Origin of the sequence: Halorubrum trapanicum (assembly GCF_017873555.1) — an archaeon.
Classification (GTDB): Archaea; Halobacteriota; Halobacteria; order Halobacteriales; family Haloferacaceae; genus Halorubrum; species Halorubrum trapanicum.
This window is the reverse complement of the sequence record NZ_JAGGKE010000003.1, coordinates 100897-118973: the sequence shown is the minus strand read 5'-3', so window position 1 is coordinate 118973 and position 18077 is coordinate 100897. Positions and strand designations below refer to the sequence as shown.

Here is an 18077-nt window from a genome sequence, read left to right as displayed (position 1 = left end):
GGCTTACCCAGACGCCGAGGGCTCTTCGACCAGCGCGACATCGTGTCCGGCGGCGTAGCCGTTCAGCGTGGCGGTGATCAGCGACCCACGCAGTGCTTCGTCGTCGTAGTCCGCCGCGTCGAACGCGTCCATGAGCGAGGAGACGGCCCGGAGCTTGTACTTGTGATGGTAGTCTTCCGCCGGGGAGAACCGCGAGAGCTGTTCGATACGTGTGCCGATGCCATCGGCTGTAAAGCCCTGTGAGAGAAGGAACTCTTCGAGGGTCGCTTGCTGGGCTCCTGTCGCCGTGAGGACGACATTTTGGCACTGCGTGTTTCTGGTCTGATGGTGTGGGGTGTGCGACTCAAAGACCAGGTTCAGCAGATCCCGGTACGTGATAGTGTCGGGATCGAACTCGACTTGGAACACTTCGGTGTGATCTCCTAAGGAGTGATACGTTGGGTCGCGTGTCGTGCCGCCAGCGTACCCACGCGAGTGCGGACCACGCCGTCGATGGCGCCGAACCGCGCATCTGGACCCCAGAAGCACCCGAGTCCGAACGTCGCCGTCTCGGTCTCGTTTCTCTCTATCGCACGACGGTCGTACTCTCTGATTTGGGGTTCTGTGAGGTCCATGGGGAGTAGTTGCCTGTCGAGTCGTCGCAGAGCGGGTCGTGGATCGGACCGCATCTACGCTTAGTCAGGCTCCCAGACGGATATGTTGAATGTTGGTGTATCTCGTAGCCAGGTGGCGTGTAGATAAGACACACGGTCGTTCAATCTGGCCCCGTCGACTTTGGATCTGCTTCGCAACGAACTAGCATACTTGTAAATCGACTCGAGGTCACGGTGGATGTGATGCGCTGTTCAATCGATCTAAATCCTCATTCTCGTACGCTGCTCGCCACATCGCATGGACGGCACGCGTCACGAGTGACACCTCGGTCACATCGATACAGGATGGTTCGGTGGCCGTCGTCGCGGCGTCAGGTGGAGGGTGGAAATGACTCTCGGGTGAGTGTGTATTGGGGTGGCGATCGAATCGCTAGTTGACATCGTTGGCATCGACGTAGTGAAACGAATACATCTCCTGGTCGCTCCACTGGATGTCGATCCGAGCGCTGTCGACATCGGCGCCGTAGAGGCTTCGACCCCACAAGGGTCCGTCTGAAACACATGGTCGCGCCGACTTGGATGCGGCCGCGCTTTCGGCTTCGACCCCACAAGGGTCCGTGGCTCCGATCGACCCCAAAGCTTTCGAGAGGTTTACTTACTTCACGAAGCGACATACCAGCCAAGTGACGGCGAATCCCTACTTCAATCGTCCACTCCCAGTCGCGTTTTTTGTAAAGAAAACTCGATCCCCTCTGTGATCAATCAGCGACCCACAATTTCAGTCAAAAATAGATCTAAAGAAGAGGAGGTCAATAGAGACAGATAATTGATATATAGTCATATATGCTGCCGTGGATGTTTCATATCAATAAGTAGAAATATTATAATCATTCAAATAGGTGTCCAGTATGCGTTCCGGTGTAGTATGAGCACACTGTCGGCAGATACGGAGAACTTGTTCTCGTTCGACAAACAGGACATGATGGTGTTCATTCTCGTCATGTCTCTTACTGGGTTACAGAACGCCTTCACGGAGATTATGCCCGAGTTCACCGTCGGCCCGGTGGAACTGGGCGTGGGCGGGTTTATCTTCATCCCGATAGTCTTGGTGCTGCTCTTCAGAACGTACTGGGCCGCACTGGCTGTCCCAGTCGGCGAAATCGTGTTCGGTGAAATACTGCTCGGAGAGTTCGACGGACTGGGAGCGATGGAAGGACTGCTTCTAATTCCGGTCTGTTATTACTTCGCGGCGAAACTGCTCCAGGATCCGGAAAACACCACACAGTTGGCAATTGTCGTGTTCCTGGCTGAGGCGCTGGAAGAACTCTTCGCCACGTTCATCGACATCGGGAAGGTGTACGTCGGCGTCGAGGAATTAGAAGCCGTGCCCGGTCTCCCCGAGAGTATCATCGTTCTCGAAGGCGTCGACTTCATCACCCAGATGCTTATCACCGGCATCATTTTCGGAGTGATTCCGGCGCTGTACCTCTATCCCAAACTCCACGGCAAAGTTGAACCGCTGCTCGGCATGGAACCGTTCAAAGGCGAACGTGGAGCGTCGATGCTGAGTGGCTTCTCGTTCAAGGCGCTGGCGGCGGTGCTCATCGCGTTCCCCATCGCCTTCATCGCTGAGGCTGCCAGCGAAGTCGGTGGGGCGATCAACGTGGTTTGGGAGCCGGAGTTCCTAGCAATGTACGGACAGAGCTACATTGCGGTCCCGATCGTCGTTTCCGCCATCGTTGCGGTCGCCATCTGGTACCGCGCGACCAAACCGGCCTGAGACGATGACAGCCACACACAACTCTCGTATCGATGTTGAGAAGTTACAGTTCCGGTATCCTGGGACTGATGAAGCCGTGTTGGACGGCGCAGATCTGGCGATTGAGCCAGGCGAGTTCGTCGCCGTTATCGGGGGAAACGGCTCGGGTAAGACAACGCTGTGTAAGGCGTTCAATGGGATTATCCCCCATTTTTACGAGGGTGACATGCAAGGACAGGTTACTGTCGCGGGGCATGATGTCTCTGAGAGCTCTGTCTCGGAACTCTCCCAGCACGTTGGCTACGTGTTTCAGGAATTCGACAACCAGCTCGTCAGCCCCACGGTGTTCGAGGAAGTCGCATTCGCTCCGATGAACTACGGACACGAGGACTACCGCGAACGCGTCCATCGTACACTAGATCTGCTCGACCTAGACGGGCTCGAAGACCGTTTCGTCTGGGAGCTCTCCGGTGGGCAAAAGCACTTGATTGCGCTGGCAGCAGCATTATCACTTGATCCAGACATCCTCGTCGTCGACGAACCAGCAGCCCAACTTGACCCGGTCAATGCTCGTGAAACCTACGACCGTCTCGCCACCCTCAACGAAGACCACGGGAAGACAGTCGTCACGATCGAGCATCAGACGGAGTTCATCGCGGAGTACTGTGATAGCGTGGTCCTCGTGGAAGACGGCGTTGTCAGCTGGAAGTTACCTGTGGAGACAGCGCTCAACCAGTTAGAAGACCTCAGAGCTCAGGACGTTCATCCGCCACAGGTCACGCGAATCGCTGAGCGTGTCCTCGGTGATGATGGCCCGCTACCGGTGACACTCGCGGACGGTCTCGCTCAATTCATCGATCGCTCCGTCGACGGTGGGGTGCGAACTGATGGCGCACCGGAAACAAACCCGACGGGAGAGCCTGTCATCTCCTTCGATAACGTGTCGCATTCGTACGACACACTTAGAAGCGGGACGAAAGATGTCCTCGATAACCTTTCAGTAGACCTGTACCCGGACGAACGGGTGGTGCTCGTCGGCAGCAACGGTGCTGGGAAATCCACGCTCATACAACTGGTTACCGGCTTGGAGACGCCCGACGAAGGCACTGTGACTGTGGATGGAACAGACACTACAGGTGTACTCCCGGAACAACTGGCCGAGGAAGTGGTCTATGTCAAGCAGAATCCGGAGGAGATGTTCATCGACGATAGTGTCCGCGCTGATGTCGCTCACTATCTCGCTGACAGAAGCTACCCGAATGTTGAGCAACGCGTCGACGACGTGATCGAATTTCTCGACTTGGAAGACCTACAGACGCGGGATGGCCGACTGCTCAGTGTTGGCCAACAGCGACGGGCGTCGCTGGCAATTGGACTTGCGACGAACCCGTCGATCGTTTTGCTCGACGAACCAACGGGGAGTCTCGACCTCGCAAGCCGTGAAGAGGTCGGTCGTACCATCAACAGGGCCGGCGAGCGGGTCGAGACGGTCGTGATTGCAACCCACGACCTTGAACTCGCAGCGTCATGGGCGACGCGTATGGTAGTGCTTGACGGCGGTGAGGTCATCGCTGACGGCCCGCCAGGCGACGTGTTTGCGGACCTCGGTGTGCTCGAACAAGCAAATCTTCGCCCACCGCAGGTCGTTCGTTTGGGGACGGAACTCGGTCTCGACCCTGCGCCACTTACGGTTGAGGCGTTCGTAAACCGATTCGGTACCACAGGTTCGTCGGCAACGGAAACGACAAAGCCGATCGTGGGAGAGCAGTGATGCCGGCACTCGACAAGCTCCGTGATGCGACGTCCGTTGAGACGATTAAGGCTGACCTGCTCCGGACGGCCTACGAAAACGAGGGGTCGTTTCTCCACCGCTTGGACCCCAGAGTCCTGTTGCTCTGGTACGTCGTCTTCCTGTTCGTGCCGTGGCTGTTCTACGACACAGCAGTTCTCCTCGGACTCTTAGCATTTGTGTCGGTGCTCGCAGTACTTTCACGCGTCAGTCTGTTTCTCGTCGGGTTGATGGCGTTTACTGTCGCATCGACGTTGGCGTCGTACGCCGTGGTGACCGTCTTCACGGGTGACCCAGTCGCGGCAGTTCGAGCGCTAGTTCCGTTCACGCTGAAGTTGACGATCATCTCTGTGTCGAGTTTGGCAGTCTTCTCAAGTATGGGTCCGAAGACCCTCTCCCAAGGGCTTCGAAGTCTCGGGATTCCACGGCAGTTCACGTTCCTCATCACCTACGGCTACCGGATGCTTCCGGTGCTGTTCGAAGAATACCACGACTTAGTGAACTCCTTTCGACTACGGAGTACAGCCCCTAACTCACCGGGATGGTTCCGCTGGCGGCACTATGCGTATCTGCTGAAACTCTCAATGCGAGCGTTCTATCCCATGATATTCAACGTCGCCAAGCGAAGTCGCGTCACTGTCGAGGCGATGGAGGCTCGCGGGTTCTCACACTCGCTGAATGACGAGGCGAGCACAAAGCTTCGATTGGCAGAGATGCAGCTCCGACCCATCGATGTCGGGTTCTTCGTCGGCTCCCTCCTCGTCGTGGCCGGGCTCGCACGCTTCCTCTGACGCGTTTCAGTAGACGGTCCTGTAGTTGCGGATCTATTGAGCGATATATACCGAGTATATCGGGTGTATAGCACTCTTAGCGGTCTTTTTACGACGATGGTCAGAGTTGAAAGACATGAGTTTGGTTACCGGCGACCCGTTCGAATCGAAGCTGCTGGAGACGGTGATTCTGGGGCGATCGAAGATTCCGGACGACCCCGATCCCGGGAACTATGTCGTCGTCGATGTCGCGCAGTTCTCAACAACGGTCCCGGAACTGTTTGCGAACGGTACAGCGTACATCTACATCACTGAGGAGCGGGGGAACGAACCGGCGTTCAAGGCTGACCATCCGGACGCCAAAATTGGTGGAAGTTCCGGTCCAAACTATCAGGGTGAGGAGGGCTACGACTTCTTCAATTCGCCGAGTTTCGTTCAAGACGTCGATGTTGATGGGCGGCCGACAGCGATGACATCGACAAACGGTGGGAATGCAGTCACGGACCTTCGCTTAGCCGGCGGTGACGACATCGACATCTACGTCGGCGGCCTAACAAACGGGAAGGCAGTGGCCAACCACCTCGCAGACAGTGATCGTGAGACGTACTTCGTCGCTGCCGGGTCGAAAGGCAAACCGTCACCGGAGGACCTCGTTGGCGCGCTGTATATCGCTCGACAATTACACGACGAGCCGCTTACGCCCGAACAGCGCGACATCTACCGGGAAGTCGTCCAGTTCGGGAAGGGACCAAAGTACGAGGAGAAACCACAGATCAAGCGCACGGATCTGTATGAATACACGCTCGCGTTTGACAGTCGGAATGTCGTGCCAAAATTGGATGGGCAGCGACTCTATGATGTCAGCGACGAGGCACCGAACTGATGCAGACCGATGTCCACACGCACACAGCGTACTCGGACGGGGCAGATCTTGATGAGATGATTACGGCGGCCGAGCAGGCTGGCTTGACTGCGCTCGGATTGACGGATCACTGTATTGTGACCAACGACAATTTTGGCCGCCGAGCGAAATACGATCTGGTCGAAACGTATCAACAGCGCCGAGAGGATATTACTGCCGCCAGAGACTCGACCGACCTCCGGCTGTACGATGCTGCCGAGGTAAGCTATGTGGAGGGGACCGAATCACGGATTGCGGCGTTTCTGGAGACGGCCGACTTCGCGTACACGATCGGGAGCGTCCACTTCGCCGGCAAGTACAACTACACGAGCGCGACGCAGTACGCGACTACAGAGACAACTCAGCGTCGAGCCGCCGTCGAACGATACTATGATGCGGTCGTTGCGCTCATCGAATCTGAGCTCTTCGACGTGGTTGGACATCTCGATCTTCCGGAACGAATTCCAGCGTTACGACGACACACTACCCGAGCGGACTACGACCGGGTCGCGCGAGCGCTCACCGAGTCTGAGACGATTCCCGAAGTGAATGCTGGCCGTGTTCATCGCTCACTTGGTCGCGTACATCCTGACCCAGCGATGCTCGATTTGTTCACCGAATACGGCATCCAATTCGTTCTCGGATCGGACAGTCACACGCCTTCGGAACTCTCACAGCGAGTGCCCATCCTCCGAACGCTGACCGAAACACGCGACCTGTCCCCCGTTGTTAGCGAACTTCGTGACAGACACCCTCAAAGTTCTCCGTGAGCTACCCAGTCCGGCACACCCGCGGCTCGCTATGCGGATGAAACGCGGTGACCCTCGAAGCGACCAGTTACTGATCTCGCCGTTCAGTGAGCGACTCCTCTAACTCCGTCGCTGCGCGCTCGAAGTGCTCGCTGAGCAACTGCGACCCGGATGTCGCCCGGTCCTCAAGGAACGCGACCGCATCGGCGGCCTCGTCAGTGTCGATATCTCCGGCCGCCACGCAGTCGACGTACTCGTCGAGCGCTCGCGTGAACGCCTGCGAGAAGTGGTCGTACGCCCCATCGACGCGCTCCATGTTGTCGTCGAGCGATTCGACGAGGGCACGATACACTGTCGCCGCCGACGCGTACCGTCCCTGATCGCGATACTCGCTCGCGAGGTCGAACAACCCCGAGAAGTCGATCGGCTCAAAGACGACGAAGTAGTCAGGGTTCGTCTCCTCGAACTTCCGGTCGATCGCCGCGCGCAGATCGTCGACCGACCGCGTCGTCGACTCGCCGAACCGGGCGAAAAAGCGGTCGCGGACGGCAGCGTCGGTCGCCAACGTCTCTCGGAGGAAATTCTGGAGGTCGTCGGCGTCGGCAGCCTCAAGTGCGGCGTCAAGCCGATCGCCCTCGTCTGGGGGACAGTCGTCGGCACATCGAAGCAACACGGCGACGACGTGCTTACACGCCTCCGGTCCGTCGTACGGACAGTCACACCACGGGTCGAACCCATCGGCTTCGAGGTCGACACGCACGTCGTACTGACGACTGCCGCTCACGACGGCGGCCACGGTAGTATCAACGCGATGAATATCGAGGATGCGGTCCTCAGCAAGGTACCGCTCGCCGCGTTCGAAAACCGCGTCAGTACAGATCTTTCGAACTGTTCCCTCCGTCACGTCCATGGGTGTGAGCAGTATTCTGCCGCGGTCCAAAAAAAGTCGAGACATGAATTTCGCTTTCGTTCCAAATCGTAACGCCCTCTTTCTGAAGGAAGTCACTACCCCGTCGCTGTCATGCGATTAGAACGATACGGGCGCGACGGGCGCTGGTTCGACTGTCGAACGGATCGACCTTTCAGGCGTGAGACGGTCGAAATCGGCGTCCTGAAAAAAGCGATTTCTGACATCACTCTCCCGTCTCATCATAGCAACATCTACACTGGTGTAGTATCGAGATTGGAGCAAATGGCCGACTCGTTGTGGTACCCGTCCGTCGAAGACGTCGTCACCATCCACGACGACGTCGTCGCGGAGTACCCCGACACTCCCGCCGGTGTTCGGAACCGTGGTGACATCGAGTTCGCGTTGAACTACATCAAAGAGGGCAGTTTCGGTTCCACACCGAACACCATCCACGAGAAAGCGTATCACCTCCTCCGTCTCCTCGTCGCTAACCACCCCTTCGTCGATGCGAACAAACGAACTGCACTCAACGTGACGGTCGTCTTCTACTTCCTCAACGGGTATCGGTTCGAGTACGACAGCGAAGTGAGGACGATACTGAAAGCGTTCGGCACCGACGAAGCGGCCGTCGATGAGGAGGAAACCACCGACTATCTCCGATCCCACACCGAAGCACTCGATCTGGCCGGTGAGATCGAAGCGTGGCGAGACGAACTCGTCCGGTACGGGCTAGACCGGCTGACCGGCGATTCATCGGACCCGAACGATTAACGGCCTTCGAAGCGTCCGTTCAGATATGGCCACCGAGGAAGAGACGGAAACAGTATCTCCGCTTGACAACGTGATGGAGGATATCCGCCAGGAACTGGTTCGACGGGTCGCAGCCGACGACCGAGATTTGAACCGGGACATCTACGACGCTCTCGAAGACGAATAACCGGAAGTGTACCGTACCCGTCACAGGACCGAAAAACGAGATCACCTCGAACATATCGGTGAGTCAGACGATACGCGGAGACGGATTCAGAGATTACCGTGACTCAGATAATAGCCCTTGCTTGTGGACAGTTCGAGATGACATCGGCTCTGAAACCGGTTGATTACGACTGTTCACTTTTTGAATGCTTTCTCTGTTGGCCCTGCTATCGGGACGGGTTCAAGAAGGCAAAACCAGAATACAGAGGAAAAAGACTGAATCCGTTGAGTATCTGAACTCTCATACATTACGAGCCAGTCGTTGGAGTTCAGTGTAGGGATTAGCACCTTGTTGTTTCCAAGTCTTAATTAGGGAGAGGAAAGTCTCGTGCAATCGCATTCCTTTTTGATTTTGGAGTGTTCGGATTATTCTTCGCATCGCTATTGGTTCACGCAATATAGCCTCAGCCGTGTTATTCGTCGGTTCGACATCTGGATGAACGACGAACGTGAGCCAGTGTCCGATACCATTCTCAAGCATCGTCAGAACGTCATTAGCGTCCTCTGATTGAACTTCAGTCCTCGCCAACCTTCTCAGTTCTTCACGTGCATTACTTTGAACAACAAGACGCTGAACTGGTGTGGGATCAGTCTGTAAAAAAGCTTTCAGACCTTCGAAAATCTCAAACAGACGATTATAGATTGACCACGCCTCAGTGTCATTATCAGACAGTTTATCAGTCCCACGAAGCAGGTGAGTCCAGCATCTTTGTAACCACGAGTGATACGCAGGATATGAGCGATGACCGTCACAGACGATCACACCAGTGAAGGCGTCTCCAAGAACGTCTTCCAGAACTTCGCTCCCACGACTATCTCTGAAGGCGTAAAAGGTTCTATTATCGGTTGTGAATACCCACAGCCAACTTTTTGACCCATCGACTAAGTGAGGAGTTTCATCAGCAAAGAGTACATCAGCAGACTGTATCCGTTTTTGGATATCCTCATATTCGGAACGAGCGGTAGTTGCCATCCGTTCACAGAGTTGTAGCACACCTGCTTCACTGATGCTACAGCCGTACAGCTGTTCAAATAAGTTTGAGACCTTTCGGTACGGAATCCGGTACTCGTACCGGAAGAGAACAGCTTGGGCAAGGAGATTAGCACCGTATCTGCCCTTCGAAGGGAGATATTCTTTTTCAGCAACCACCTCTTCATCGCAGCTATCACATTCATAGTAGTAGCGACTGTGTCGAACAATCGGGGGATCAGGTACATCTCTGACACCGACAGCTATCTTGAACCCTCCTTCTAATGAACTACCACAATTATCACACTTATCTTGTGTAATCTTGATTGGCTGGTCAGAAAGGAGAGGAGATATACGGTTATATTCGAACTCATCTTCTGCTTTTGTGACGGTTTCGACACGTACTTTTTCCACATTAGCTCTTGTGACACTATCTCCGAGCCACTCTGGGTCATCTTGAGTTGTTATCTCCTGCCAGGCCCACGCCTCATACACGTGAATCTTGATAGTTCCGTGTTCTCGGAGGCGTATTCGCTCCGAACTTGTCATGGCCTCCTCCTCAGTTTTTGCTGGGTCAAGTCGTCGAGCAGCTTTTAATGCCGCCTGTCTCGGAGTATTTCCTCTGAAAACACTGGCTTCTTCGCCATCCTCTCTGAGAGCAAATTGCTGTCTGTTGTCAGCCATAGGTTGTTCTCTCGTCAACTAATGACACACCAGATAATCAAACTCGGTTTGTGTTCACGCGGGTTAACGAATTTAAACAACCATCGCCAGAGACTAGTACAAAAAACCACGACGTGTGCGGTTTGTTCCTCGCTGCGCTTATACGACCATATGACGCCGATTACCCCATTACGACTGACGTTGATTTTCGGCAATCTTTGTGAGAGTGAAGATCTAAAATGCGTTAATCTAGTCCCAGCTGAGAAACGCGAGAAACCAACACTGATCGATGGATAGCCGGTCTACAATACATGTCCGACTGTACTGAGTAATCGTTAGTCAAATCCGTTTAGAGAGGTCAATCAGCGATTGATTTTCTCTACCCAGTCTAGTTTGGCTGTACGTGAATCCCACTGAACCCGCGGGCAGTCACTCGTCGAACGAAAGCACGCGCCTTGGAGTATTCCGGTGTCTACCCCGCCGGAGTCATGCGATTAGAACGATACGGGCGCGACGGGATTTGAACCCGCGGCATCTTGGTCCGGAACCAAGTGCTCTGTCCGCTGAGCTACGCGCCCTCACGACCGGATATCCCCGGCGCGCCTTTAAGTTTTGCGAGGCTAAGTTCTCATTTCAAGGAGCAACGCAGTGAGCCAAGCGACCGGGTAGCGTTAACGAGAGCGAAGCTCTCGTTCGCACATCAGAACGCTCCGCGTTCTGAGGACGCAGTAGGGCGGGGATACAGCCGACACGAAATTAGGCTATCTAAGAAACCGTATAACCCAAGTAAAGAATCATATGACTGTAGCCCGATAGTAGAATTGAACCCAATGGAACACGACCTCAATACGGGAGCGCACTCGACATACTCCCTACACTACCACCTCGTCCTCGTCGTGAAATACCGACGCGAGGTGTTCAACGAAGAACTCCGAGATTTCTTCCGCGAGGTCGTGAGTGGGTTCGCTGACAACTACGGTGTCGAAATCACAAACCTCGAAGCCGACCGCGACCACGTTCACCTCCTGTTCAAAGCCACGCCCACGACCGACCTTGCCAAATTCATCAACGTCCTCAAAGGCGCGTCTGCTCGACGCATCCGCAACGAATATGCCGACCACATCGAGGACAAACTGTGGGGCGACTCGTTTTGGACAGACTCGTACTGCCTCATCAGCACGGGACAAGTATCGCTGGACGTACTGAAAGAATACGTCGAGACCCAACGGGAGCGTGACGACGAATGAAACAGACTGCCGAGAAGACGGTCGTGGCGAAAATCCTCACCGACGACCTTACGCAGTCGAAACTCGACGCCATCAACCACGAGTACGAAGCGTTCCAACGATACATTCGTGGCGACGAGGACGCCGACCTCTACTCGGCCACGAAACAATGCGCCGACGCCTACGTGGACACCGACAACCTGCGCGACGACCACGACTACCCGTGGTTTATCCGCAACGACGTGTTCGACGTTGGCGTGGATGTGGAACAGCACGACACCGACCTGACGGACTGGTGGCTGAAACTCCCCGTCTCACAGGTCTGGGGTGGCGTGAACGTCCCGATTCAACCGCACGATGAGATCCCCGACGAGGCCGACGTGAAGGACTCGAAAATCGTTCGAGAGGGTGGCGACTACTACGCGCACCTGACGGTTCGGCAAGAGGTGGAAGTTAGCGAGGAGTACGACGGTGTTATCGGCGTGGATTTCGGTATTCGATGGGTGGCAACGTCGGTGGCGTTGCCTTCCCGTAACACCGAGTTCTACGGTCGGGAGATTCGCCGTATCCGCCGTCACCATCACAATCTTCGCACTCGTCTACAAGAGAAGGGAGCCTACGACACGCTCCAGTCGGTCAGGGCGAAAGAGCATCGCCGAGTGAACGACCGCCTCCACAAGATTTCCCGCGCTATCGTGGAGGAAGCTAAAGAGCGCAACGCGCTCATCGTGGTCGGGAACCTCGAAGGAATCCAGAATCAAGACCTCGGAGCGGAGATGAATCGTCGGCTCCATTCGATGCCACACCATACGCTCAAGAACTACATCGGGTATAAGGCGACGTTCGCGGGTATCGCGGTGAAGTCCGTGAACGAGTATATGACGAGTCAAACGTGTTGGCGGTGTGGCGAACAAGACACGACTACTCGGAAGGGACAGGGACGACACCTGTGCCATGAGTGCGGGTTGGACGACAATGCGGACAAGAACGGTGCGACGAACATCGCAAAGAAAGGACTGGGTAAGGACATCGCGTGCCCGCTATCCAGTCTCGGCGCAGTTTGTGAACCTGTGCTCGAACCGAGCGGTGCTGACCGAGCCTCTACAACGGTACGCTTGCGAGCCGACTTGGAAGCCCCTGCCTCAACGAAGCGAACCGTCAGGCGAGCGAAGTAGGCAGGGGTAGTTCACCGCTTCTGACTCAGTCATCGTCGTCCCGCGGTTTGGGATCGCTCTGCCACTCGAAGGCGTCGGCGTCGGCCCCGTCGGCGGCGCCCGACTCGTCCGTTCCGCCGTCGGTCCGCGGCCGCTCGGTCGCGTCGCGACCGTCGTCGACGTCGATAGCACCGGCGGCGTCGAGGAAGCGGCCGACGAACAGCAGTCCGGGGCGGCGCTCGACGACGGCGACCCAGACGACGAGCGCCGGGGGTAAGACGATGAGCGACGCCAGGTACGCGAGCGTGATGCTGGCGGCCGTGAGCAGCCCGAACTGGCCGAGGATCGGGGTGATAGCGAGGACGAGGACGCCCGTGCCGAGCGCGGTCGTCGCCCACGTGCCGGTGAGCGCGCCGCCGGTCCCGCGGAGCGTGGTGACCACCGCGGCCTCGACATCGCCGCCGTGAGCGTACTCGTCGTGGAAGCGGTGCGCGACGTGGACGGTGTAGTCCACCCCGAGTCCGATGGTGATCGCGAGGATCGTCGCGGTGATCGCGTTGAAGGGGATGCCGACGAGCCGCATCGTGGCGGTGAGCGTCGCGACGGCGACCGTCACCGGGACGAGCGTGACGAGCCCGAGCGTCGGGCTGCCGAGCAGCAGCCAGAACAAGATCACGAGGAACACCGCGGAGAGCCCGAGCGCGGCCGCCAGCGAGACGATCGCGGACTCGAAGATCGTGTCGGCGACCGCCTGGAACACGACGATCTGGCCGGTCGCGGTCGCGTCCCCGCGGTAGCGGTCGGCCACCTGTCGGGCGTCGGCGGTGATCGCGGCGTCGCTGGCGTCGGACTCGACGGCGTACACGATCCGGGTCGAGCGGTCGTCGTCCGCGAGGTACTCGCCGGTGAAGTCGTCGTACGGCGAGCTCCGCAGCTCGGCGTAGATCCGGTCGAGGTTGCGGTTCGGGCGGCCGTCGTCGAGCGCGGACTCGTCGACGAGCTGGGCGAACTCGGGGTCCTCCGCGGCGTAGCCGTCGATCGCGCTCTGGACGCTGTCGGTGCTGGCGCGGCCGTCGACGGTGACGAACGTGTCGGGGGGGTCGCGCTCGGCGCGTGCGAGGCTGCGCAGGGCCGCGTCGCTGGTCATGCGCCGCTCGACGTATATCGTGACGGTGTCGTCCTCGCTCGTGGCGAAGTTGTCGGAGAGGAAGTTGATCGTCTCCGTCGCGGTGTACTCGCCGGGCTGGAGCGGCCCGGGGAAGTAGTCGACGTAGGCCGGCTGCTCGCTCGGCGGGAGGAAGTCGTCGTCCTCGAAGGTCGTGTCGACGCCCGCGCCGTAGCCCGCGGCGCCCGCGGAGATCAGGAGGACGACGAGGAGGAAGACGACGGGCGCGGGCCGCGAGATCGCGGACAGTCGGGGGAGGAACCGGCCGAGCGTCGACTCCTCGGAGCCGAGCGGGCGCGATCCGAACTCAGGCAACGAGCGCTCGGCGCGCCAGCGGTCGACGACCAGCTTGGCGGCCGGGAGGAAGCCGACGAAGATGACGAGCGTGAAACAGATCCCCAGTCCGGCGACGACGCCGAACTCCCGGAGCGGGGCCAGCGAGCTGGTGAGGTTCGCGAGGAAACCGATGATCGTCGTCCCGGCGATGATCGAGTACGCCACCACGAGCTGTCCGAGGGCGCCGCGCATGGCCGTCTCCGGCGGCGCGCCCGCGGCGCGGTCCTCGCGGTAGCGGTTCACCGTGTGGATCCCGAAGTCGATCCCGATCGCGAGGAGGAGGACGGGCACCGCGATCAGCACCTCCGAGAAGGCGATCCCGGCGTAGCCGGTGAAGCCGAACGTCCACACGACCGTCATCAAAAGCGCGATCCCGCCGAGCACGAAGTCGAAGGGGTCGCGGTAGGCGTACGCCAACAGCCCGAGGATGACGGCGAGCGCCGCGGGCACGACGATGGCGAGCGAGTCGAAGATGACGCGCTCGAACTCGCCGTCGACGATGCCGCCGCCGAACGCGGTGACGTCGCCCGGAGCCTCCTCGGCGATCGTCTGCGCCTCGCGCTGGATCGACTGCGTGTCGGCCGAGGCCGGGAACGAGTGGCTGACGACGCCGAGCGCCGCCGAGGCGGTCCCGGACTCGCGGTTGAAGTCGTCGGCGAGCAGCGTCGCGAACCCGGGGTCCTCGGCCGCGTCGTCGACCGCGTCGTCGATCTCGCCGTCGCTGGCGCGCTCGATCGCGTCGCGGGCCGCCGCCGGGGTGTCGGCGTCCTCGTCGAGTTCGGCCGCGACGTCCATCGCTGGCGCGGAGACGTCCGTCACCCGCAACCCGTCGCGGTCCGAGAGCCGTTCGGCGGTCGCCAGCATGTCGAGGAGGCCGCGGCGGTCGAGCACGTTGACGTCGCGCTGGATCAGCTGCGTCGTCGGCTCATCGCCGCCGAACGCCGGCTCGAACCGCTCGTTCACGCGGTCGAGCGCGTCCGCCTCGTCGAGCCCGTCGGTGAACTGGTCGCTGCCCGCGCTCGCCTCCAACAGCGCCATGCCGGGCGCGAACAGGGCGGTGACGACGAGACAGGCGATCACGACCCGGCGCGGCTGCTCGATGACCCGGTCGGTGATCGCGCCGAACAGCCGGGTGACGGGGTCCATCTATCGGTCGCGGAGCCGACGGCGGAAGTCGGATATCGCCCGGCTCACCCGACCGCGCTGCCAGACCAAGGCGCCGCCGACCGCGACGGCGCCGAGCAGGGCGACGATCCCGAGCGGCGACGAGAGCGCCCCGCCCTCGTCGTCTTCGACCACCTCGACAGGCAGCCGGTAGGTGTCCGAGAGCTGTTCGTCGCCGTCGGCGTCGTCGTAGCGGAAGTCGACCGCGGCCGCGTACGTCTTCGGCGTCGCGCCGCCGTCGACCGCGACCTCGAAGGTGACCGTCGTCTCCTCGCCCGGGTCGAGCGAGGTGACGAACGCCTCGTCGTCGGACGAGGAGAGCGGCGAGTCGACGAACAGCTTCGCCTGAACGTCCGAGATCGGCTCGGGACCGGTGTTGCGGACGACCGCGTCGTACCGGACCGTCGACCCCGGCGTGACCGTCGACGGGTCGGTGGCGTTCGGCTCCGCCGGCGACACCGCGAAGGTGTCCGCCTCGGGCGCGACGTCGACGACGACGTCGAGCGTGTCGGAGACGATGACGTCGCCGGCCGACCCCGTCGACACGAGCGAGACGGTGCCGTCGTCGCCCTTGCTCGCGCTCACGCCCTCGTCGGTGCCGAGTCCGCGGTAGCGGACCGCCACGTTGACCGTCCGCTCGCCGGGGTTCGCGTCCGTGCGGAGACCGGCGTCGAACGTGGCGGTGGCCGTCTCGCCGACCGCGAGGTCGCCGACCGTGTCCCGCGTCGAGCGGGGGACGATGTTCGGGTCCGACTGGACCGTCTCCTGCCCGACCCCGTCGGGGGCGGGCGCCTCGTTGCTGAACACGACGACCGCGTTCTCGACGTCGCGGGGACCGCGGTTGCGCACCTCGACGGTGAACGAGCCGTCCTCGCCGACGCGCAGCGTGCTGTTCAGCCCCGCCGCGGAGAACGCCTGTTGGGAGAGCGGCGTCACGCCCGTCCGGACCGTCCGGGCGGCCGCGTTGGCGCGCGCGGCGTCGCGGTAGTCGACCTCGAACTCCAGCGTCGACGCCCGCGCGGTGGCCTCGCCCGCGGCCGCGAACCGGTAGGTGAACGTCCGGTTCTCGCCCGGCGCCCACGACTCGACGTACGTCTCGGTCGTGCCCGCGTCGGTGGCGAAGGAGAGATCGGGGTCGACCGGGTTCGCGGCGACGGAGGCCTCGCGGGCGGTCTCGTTCTGGACGTTCCGCATCGTCACGTCGACGAGACCGTTGTCGCCGGCCTGAACGACGCCGTCGACGTCGACGACCGCGAACTGCGCGCGGTCGGTGATCTCCACCGAGACGGTCACCGTCTCGGCCGTGATCTCCTCGTCGCGGACGGTGTTGCCGTTGTCGACCTCGGCGCTCTCCACGTTCCGGTACTCCAGCCGGATCGGGACGCGGTAAACGCCCGGCTCGGCGTCCTCGTCGGGGACGACCGTGAACTCGATCGGCCCGGTGACGCCGCGCGCGACGTCGCCGACCGTCTGCTCGCCGGTGCGCACGTCGAAGGGGACCTGCCGGTTCGTCGCGTCGCCGGTGAGGATCCGCGCCGTCGTTTCGTGGGCGGTCACCACCTCGCTCTCGAGGTTGTCGGCCCCCTGTTCATCGATGTTGCCGCGGTTGTTCAGGTTCACCTGGAGCGTCGACTCCTCGCCGGGGACGAACGCGGTCTCCGGCGCGAACGCCTCGATGTCGGGGTCGCCGCGCACCGTGTCGTTGGCCTGCTGCGCGACGACCGTTCCGGTCGCGAGAAGGGACGCGACGAGAAGGAGGACGGCGACGGTCCGGATTCGACTCATGTTGGTTGCGTCCGCGTACGGGACTGCGACGTAATACCCTTCGGGAACCCGTGACAACAATGTATCCGTTTTCGGAGAGTATCTGTCGGCGGAAGAGATGTGTGCGGGACGGACGAACACGGTTATTCGTCGGATACAGGCGGCGTTACCGGAATTCGAGACGAAACCCGTCACCGGACACCGCGGGCGATCGACGAAACGGTCGGGCGTTGTCGCTCCGTCCTTTTATATAGATCGGCGACATCGAGCGCCGACGCTTTGTGGGGGCCGCGCCTACGGAGGGCATGGAGTCGCTTCGCGATCTGGGGCTGTCGAGCTACGAGGACCGGGCGTACCGCGCGCTGCTCGCGCTGGGCACCGGGACCGCCGCGGCGGTCGCCGACGAGAGCGAGGTGCCGAAGGGGCGCATCTACGACGCGCTCGGCGGCCTCGAATCGCGCGGACTGGTCCGCGTCCAGACCGACCGGGAGCCAAAGCGGTACGCGCCCGTCGAGCCGGCGGTCGCCGTCGACCGCCTTGTCGAGGCGAAGCGGCGGGAGCTACGACAGCGGATCGAGACGTACGAGTCGGGCAAGTCGGAGCTGATCGACCGACTGGCCGACGCCGAGACGACCGACGACCAGTTCTGGACCGCCGCGGTCGGCGCCGACGACTCCCTCGACCTGCTCTTCGAGCGGATCGACGCCGCCGAGGAGTCGATCGTCGTCGTCGCCACCGACGTCTCCGCGCAGTTCGACGTCGACCGCGAGGGACCGGAGCTGCTCGACCGGCTCCTCGGCGTCGTCCGGAGCGGCGTCGACGTCTCCGTGCTGCTCTCGCCGGACGTGTTCGACGACGCGCGCGCCGCGGTCGACGAGGACCGCGCGACGCTGACGATCGCGCAGGGGCCCTTCGAACTGCGTATCACGGACGACGCGTACGGGAACTTCTACCTCATCGACGGCGAGGAGGTGTGTCTTGAGGTCGCCGACCCGCTCGCGCCCGACCGGCTGTTCGGCATGCTCGACTTGCGCGACCGCGGGTTCGCGACCCGCGTGAGCGACGGGTTCGAGGCCGCGTGGGCCGAGGGAACCGTCGTCGACGAAGTGTGAGGGTTCGCGGCGGTCGAGATCCGATCGACGTGCGCGTTCGCGGCACGTGAGAAAGCCGCGGGGAACGACGGCTCCCC

At 60.4% G+C, this 18077-nt stretch carries 14 protein-coding genes, 1 tRNA gene and 4 pseudogenes; 10 read left to right on the top strand and 9 right to left on the bottom strand.

Annotated features, from left to right (window positions below; genetic code table 11):
* Positions 1 to 3: 3 nt before the first annotated feature.
* From J2744_RS04785 to J2744_RS15620, 3 pseudogenes are all read right to left on the bottom strand, one after another.
* A pseudogene (locus J2744_RS04785) lies at positions 4 to 614 on the bottom strand (peptide-methionine (S)-S-oxide reductase).
* Between the two features lie 208 nt (positions 615 to 822).
* Positions 823 to 1104 (bottom strand): annotated as a pseudogene (locus J2744_RS15475) (hypothetical protein); the annotation flags it as partial.
* A gap of 106 nt (positions 1105 to 1210) precedes the next feature.
* Positions 1211 to 1309 (bottom strand): annotated as a pseudogene (locus tag J2744_RS15620) (IS6 family transposase); the annotation flags it as partial.
* 209 nt (positions 1310 to 1518) lie between these two features.
* Here J2744_RS15620 and J2744_RS04780 point away from each other — a divergent pair.
* From J2744_RS04780 to J2744_RS04760, 5 genes are all read left to right on the top strand, one after another.
* Positions 1519 to 2373: a hypothetical protein gene (locus tag J2744_RS04780; RefSeq protein ID WP_245203194.1), complete on the top strand. Its 855-nt coding sequence runs from the start codon at positions 1519 to 1521 to the stop codon at positions 2371 to 2373.
* A 4-nt stretch (positions 2374 to 2377) separates the two neighbouring features.
* On the top strand, positions 2378 to 4123 hold the full coding sequence (locus tag J2744_RS04775) for an ABC transporter ATP-binding protein (RefSeq protein ID WP_209545230.1): 1746 nt from the start codon (positions 2378 to 2380) through the stop codon (positions 4121 to 4123).
* Positions 4123 to 4932 (top strand): energy-coupling factor transporter transmembrane component T family protein, encoded by an 810-nt coding sequence (locus J2744_RS04770; protein ID WP_209545228.1) that lies wholly within the window; start codon positions 4123 to 4125, stop codon positions 4930 to 4932. Before J2744_RS04775 ends, J2744_RS04770 begins: the two co-directional genes overlap by 1 nt.
* Positions 4933 to 5047: 115 nt before the next feature.
* Positions 5048 to 5794 carry a 2-phosphosulfolactate phosphatase gene (locus J2744_RS04765; RefSeq protein ID WP_209545226.1) on the top strand — a complete coding sequence of 249 codons (747 nt, stop codon included), beginning with the start codon at positions 5048 to 5050 and terminating at the stop codon, positions 5792 to 5794.
* Positions 5794 to 6582: a PHP domain-containing protein gene (locus J2744_RS04760; RefSeq protein ID WP_209545224.1), complete on the top strand. Its 789-nt coding sequence runs from the start codon at positions 5794 to 5796 to the stop codon at positions 6580 to 6582. The genes J2744_RS04765 and J2744_RS04760 overlap by 1 nt, the downstream gene beginning before the upstream one ends.
* 67 nt (positions 6583 to 6649) lie before the next feature.
* On the opposite strand, the gene J2744_RS04755 is transcribed toward J2744_RS04760, so the two are convergent.
* Positions 6650 to 7471 carry an SWIM zinc finger family protein gene (locus J2744_RS04755; protein ID WP_209545222.1) on the bottom strand — a complete coding sequence of 274 codons (822 nt, stop codon included), beginning with the start codon at positions 7469 to 7471 and terminating at the stop codon, positions 6650 to 6652.
* A 282-nt stretch (positions 7472 to 7753) separates the two neighbouring features.
* On the opposite strand from J2744_RS04755, the gene J2744_RS04750 reads away from it, so the two are divergent.
* Entirely contained in the window at positions 7754 to 8242 is a 489-nt protein-coding gene (locus J2744_RS04750; protein ID WP_209545701.1) for a type II toxin-antitoxin system death-on-curing family toxin, read from the top strand.
* Between the two features lie 25 nt (positions 8243 to 8267).
* Positions 8268 to 8408 carry a hypothetical protein gene (locus J2744_RS04745; protein WP_209545220.1) on the top strand — a complete coding sequence of 47 codons (141 nt, stop codon included), beginning with the start codon at positions 8268 to 8270 and terminating at the stop codon, positions 8406 to 8408.
* Between the two features lie 279 nt (positions 8409 to 8687).
* Here J2744_RS04745 and tnpC read toward each other — a convergent pair whose 3' ends face one another.
* The 3 genes and pseudogenes from tnpC to J2744_RS04735 form a co-directional block, all read right to left on the bottom strand.
* The gene (gene tnpC / locus J2744_RS04740; RefSeq protein ID WP_343771406.1) at positions 8688 to 9830 is read right to left on the bottom strand and encodes an IS66 family transposase; all 1143 of its coding nucleotides are present in this window, start codon (positions 9828 to 9830) and stop codon (positions 8688 to 8690) included.
* A pseudogene (locus tag J2744_RS15295) lies at positions 9810 to 10100 on the bottom strand (non-histone chromosomal MC1 family protein); the annotation flags it as partial. The gene tnpC and the pseudogene J2744_RS15295, both read right to left, overlap by 21 nt.
* A 484-nt stretch (positions 10101 to 10584) precedes the next feature.
* Positions 10585 to 10657: transfer RNA gene (locus J2744_RS04735), tRNA-Arg, on the bottom strand.
* A 252-nt stretch (positions 10658 to 10909) separates the two neighbouring features.
* Between J2744_RS04735 and tnpA the strand changes: the two genes are divergently transcribed.
* Together tnpA and J2744_RS04725 are read left to right on the top strand one after the other, a co-directional pair.
* Entirely contained in the window at positions 10910 to 11326 is a 417-nt protein-coding gene (tnpA, locus tag J2744_RS04730) for an IS200/IS605 family transposase (RefSeq protein WP_209545216.1), read from the top strand.
* Positions 11323 to 12480, top strand: a complete 1158-nt coding sequence (locus J2744_RS04725) for an RNA-guided endonuclease InsQ/TnpB family protein (protein WP_209545214.1) — start codon at positions 11323 to 11325, stop codon at positions 12478 to 12480. The genes tnpA and J2744_RS04725 overlap by 4 nt, the downstream gene beginning before the upstream one ends.
* Before the next feature lie 25 nt (positions 12481 to 12505).
* On the opposite strand, the gene J2744_RS04720 is transcribed toward J2744_RS04725, so the two are convergent.
* Positions 12506 to 15106, bottom strand: coding sequence for an efflux RND transporter permease subunit (locus tag J2744_RS04720; RefSeq protein ID WP_209545213.1), 2601 nt, complete (start codon positions 15104 to 15106; stop codon positions 12506 to 12508).
* Positions 15107 to 16909, bottom strand: coding sequence for a COG1361 S-layer family protein (locus J2744_RS04715; protein WP_209545211.1), 1803 nt, complete (start codon positions 16907 to 16909; stop codon positions 15107 to 15109).
* A 284-nt stretch (positions 16910 to 17193) separates the two neighbouring features.
* On the opposite strand from J2744_RS04715, the gene J2744_RS04710 reads away from it, so the two are divergent.
* Positions 17194 to 18000 carry a TrmB family transcriptional regulator gene (locus J2744_RS04710; RefSeq protein WP_209545209.1) on the top strand — a complete coding sequence of 269 codons (807 nt, stop codon included), beginning with the start codon at positions 17194 to 17196 and terminating at the stop codon, positions 17998 to 18000.
* The last annotated feature ends 77 nt before the right edge of the window (positions 18001 to 18077 follow it).

What these genes read in the sequence shown, in the direction of transcription:
- J2744_RS04780 (WP_245203194.1), top strand. Translation starts at nt 1,519, where the DNA reads ATGAGCACACTGTCGGCAGATACGGAGAACTTGTTCTCGTTCGACAAA.
- J2744_RS04775 (WP_209545230.1), top strand. Translation starts at nt 2,378, where the DNA reads ATGACAGCCACACACAACTCTCGTATCGATGTTGAGAAGTTACAGTTC.
- J2744_RS04770 (WP_209545228.1), top strand. Translation starts at nt 4,123, where the DNA reads ATGCCGGCACTCGACAAGCTCCGTGATGCGACGTCCGTTGAGACGATT.
- J2744_RS04765 (WP_209545226.1), top strand. Translation starts at nt 5,048, where the DNA reads ATGAGTTTGGTTACCGGCGACCCGTTCGAATCGAAGCTGCTGGAGACG.
- J2744_RS04760 (WP_209545224.1), top strand. Translation starts at nt 5,794, where the DNA reads ATGCAGACCGATGTCCACACGCACACAGCGTACTCGGACGGGGCAGAT.
- J2744_RS04755 (WP_209545222.1), bottom strand. Translation starts at nt 7,471, where the DNA reads ATGGACGTGACGGAGGGAACAGTTCGAAAGATCTGTACTGACGCGGTT.
- J2744_RS04750 (WP_209545701.1), top strand. Translation starts at nt 7,754, where the DNA reads ATGGCCGACTCGTTGTGGTACCCGTCCGTCGAAGACGTCGTCACCATC.
- J2744_RS04745 (WP_209545220.1), top strand. Translation starts at nt 8,268, where the DNA reads ATGGCCACCGAGGAAGAGACGGAAACAGTATCTCCGCTTGACAACGTG.
- tnpA (WP_209545216.1), top strand. Translation starts at nt 10,910, where the DNA reads ATGGAACACGACCTCAATACGGGAGCGCACTCGACATACTCCCTACAC.
- J2744_RS04725 (WP_209545214.1), top strand. Translation starts at nt 11,323, where the DNA reads ATGAAACAGACTGCCGAGAAGACGGTCGTGGCGAAAATCCTCACCGAC.
- J2744_RS04720 (WP_209545213.1), bottom strand. Translation starts at nt 15,106, where the DNA reads ATGGACCCCGTCACCCGGCTGTTCGGCGCGATCACCGACCGGGTCATC.
- J2744_RS04715 (WP_209545211.1), bottom strand. Translation starts at nt 16,909, where the DNA reads ATGAGTCGAATCCGGACCGTCGCCGTCCTCCTTCTCGTCGCGTCCCTT.
- J2744_RS04710 (WP_209545209.1), top strand. Translation starts at nt 17,194, where the DNA reads ATGGAGTCGCTTCGCGATCTGGGGCTGTCGAGCTACGAGGACCGGGCG.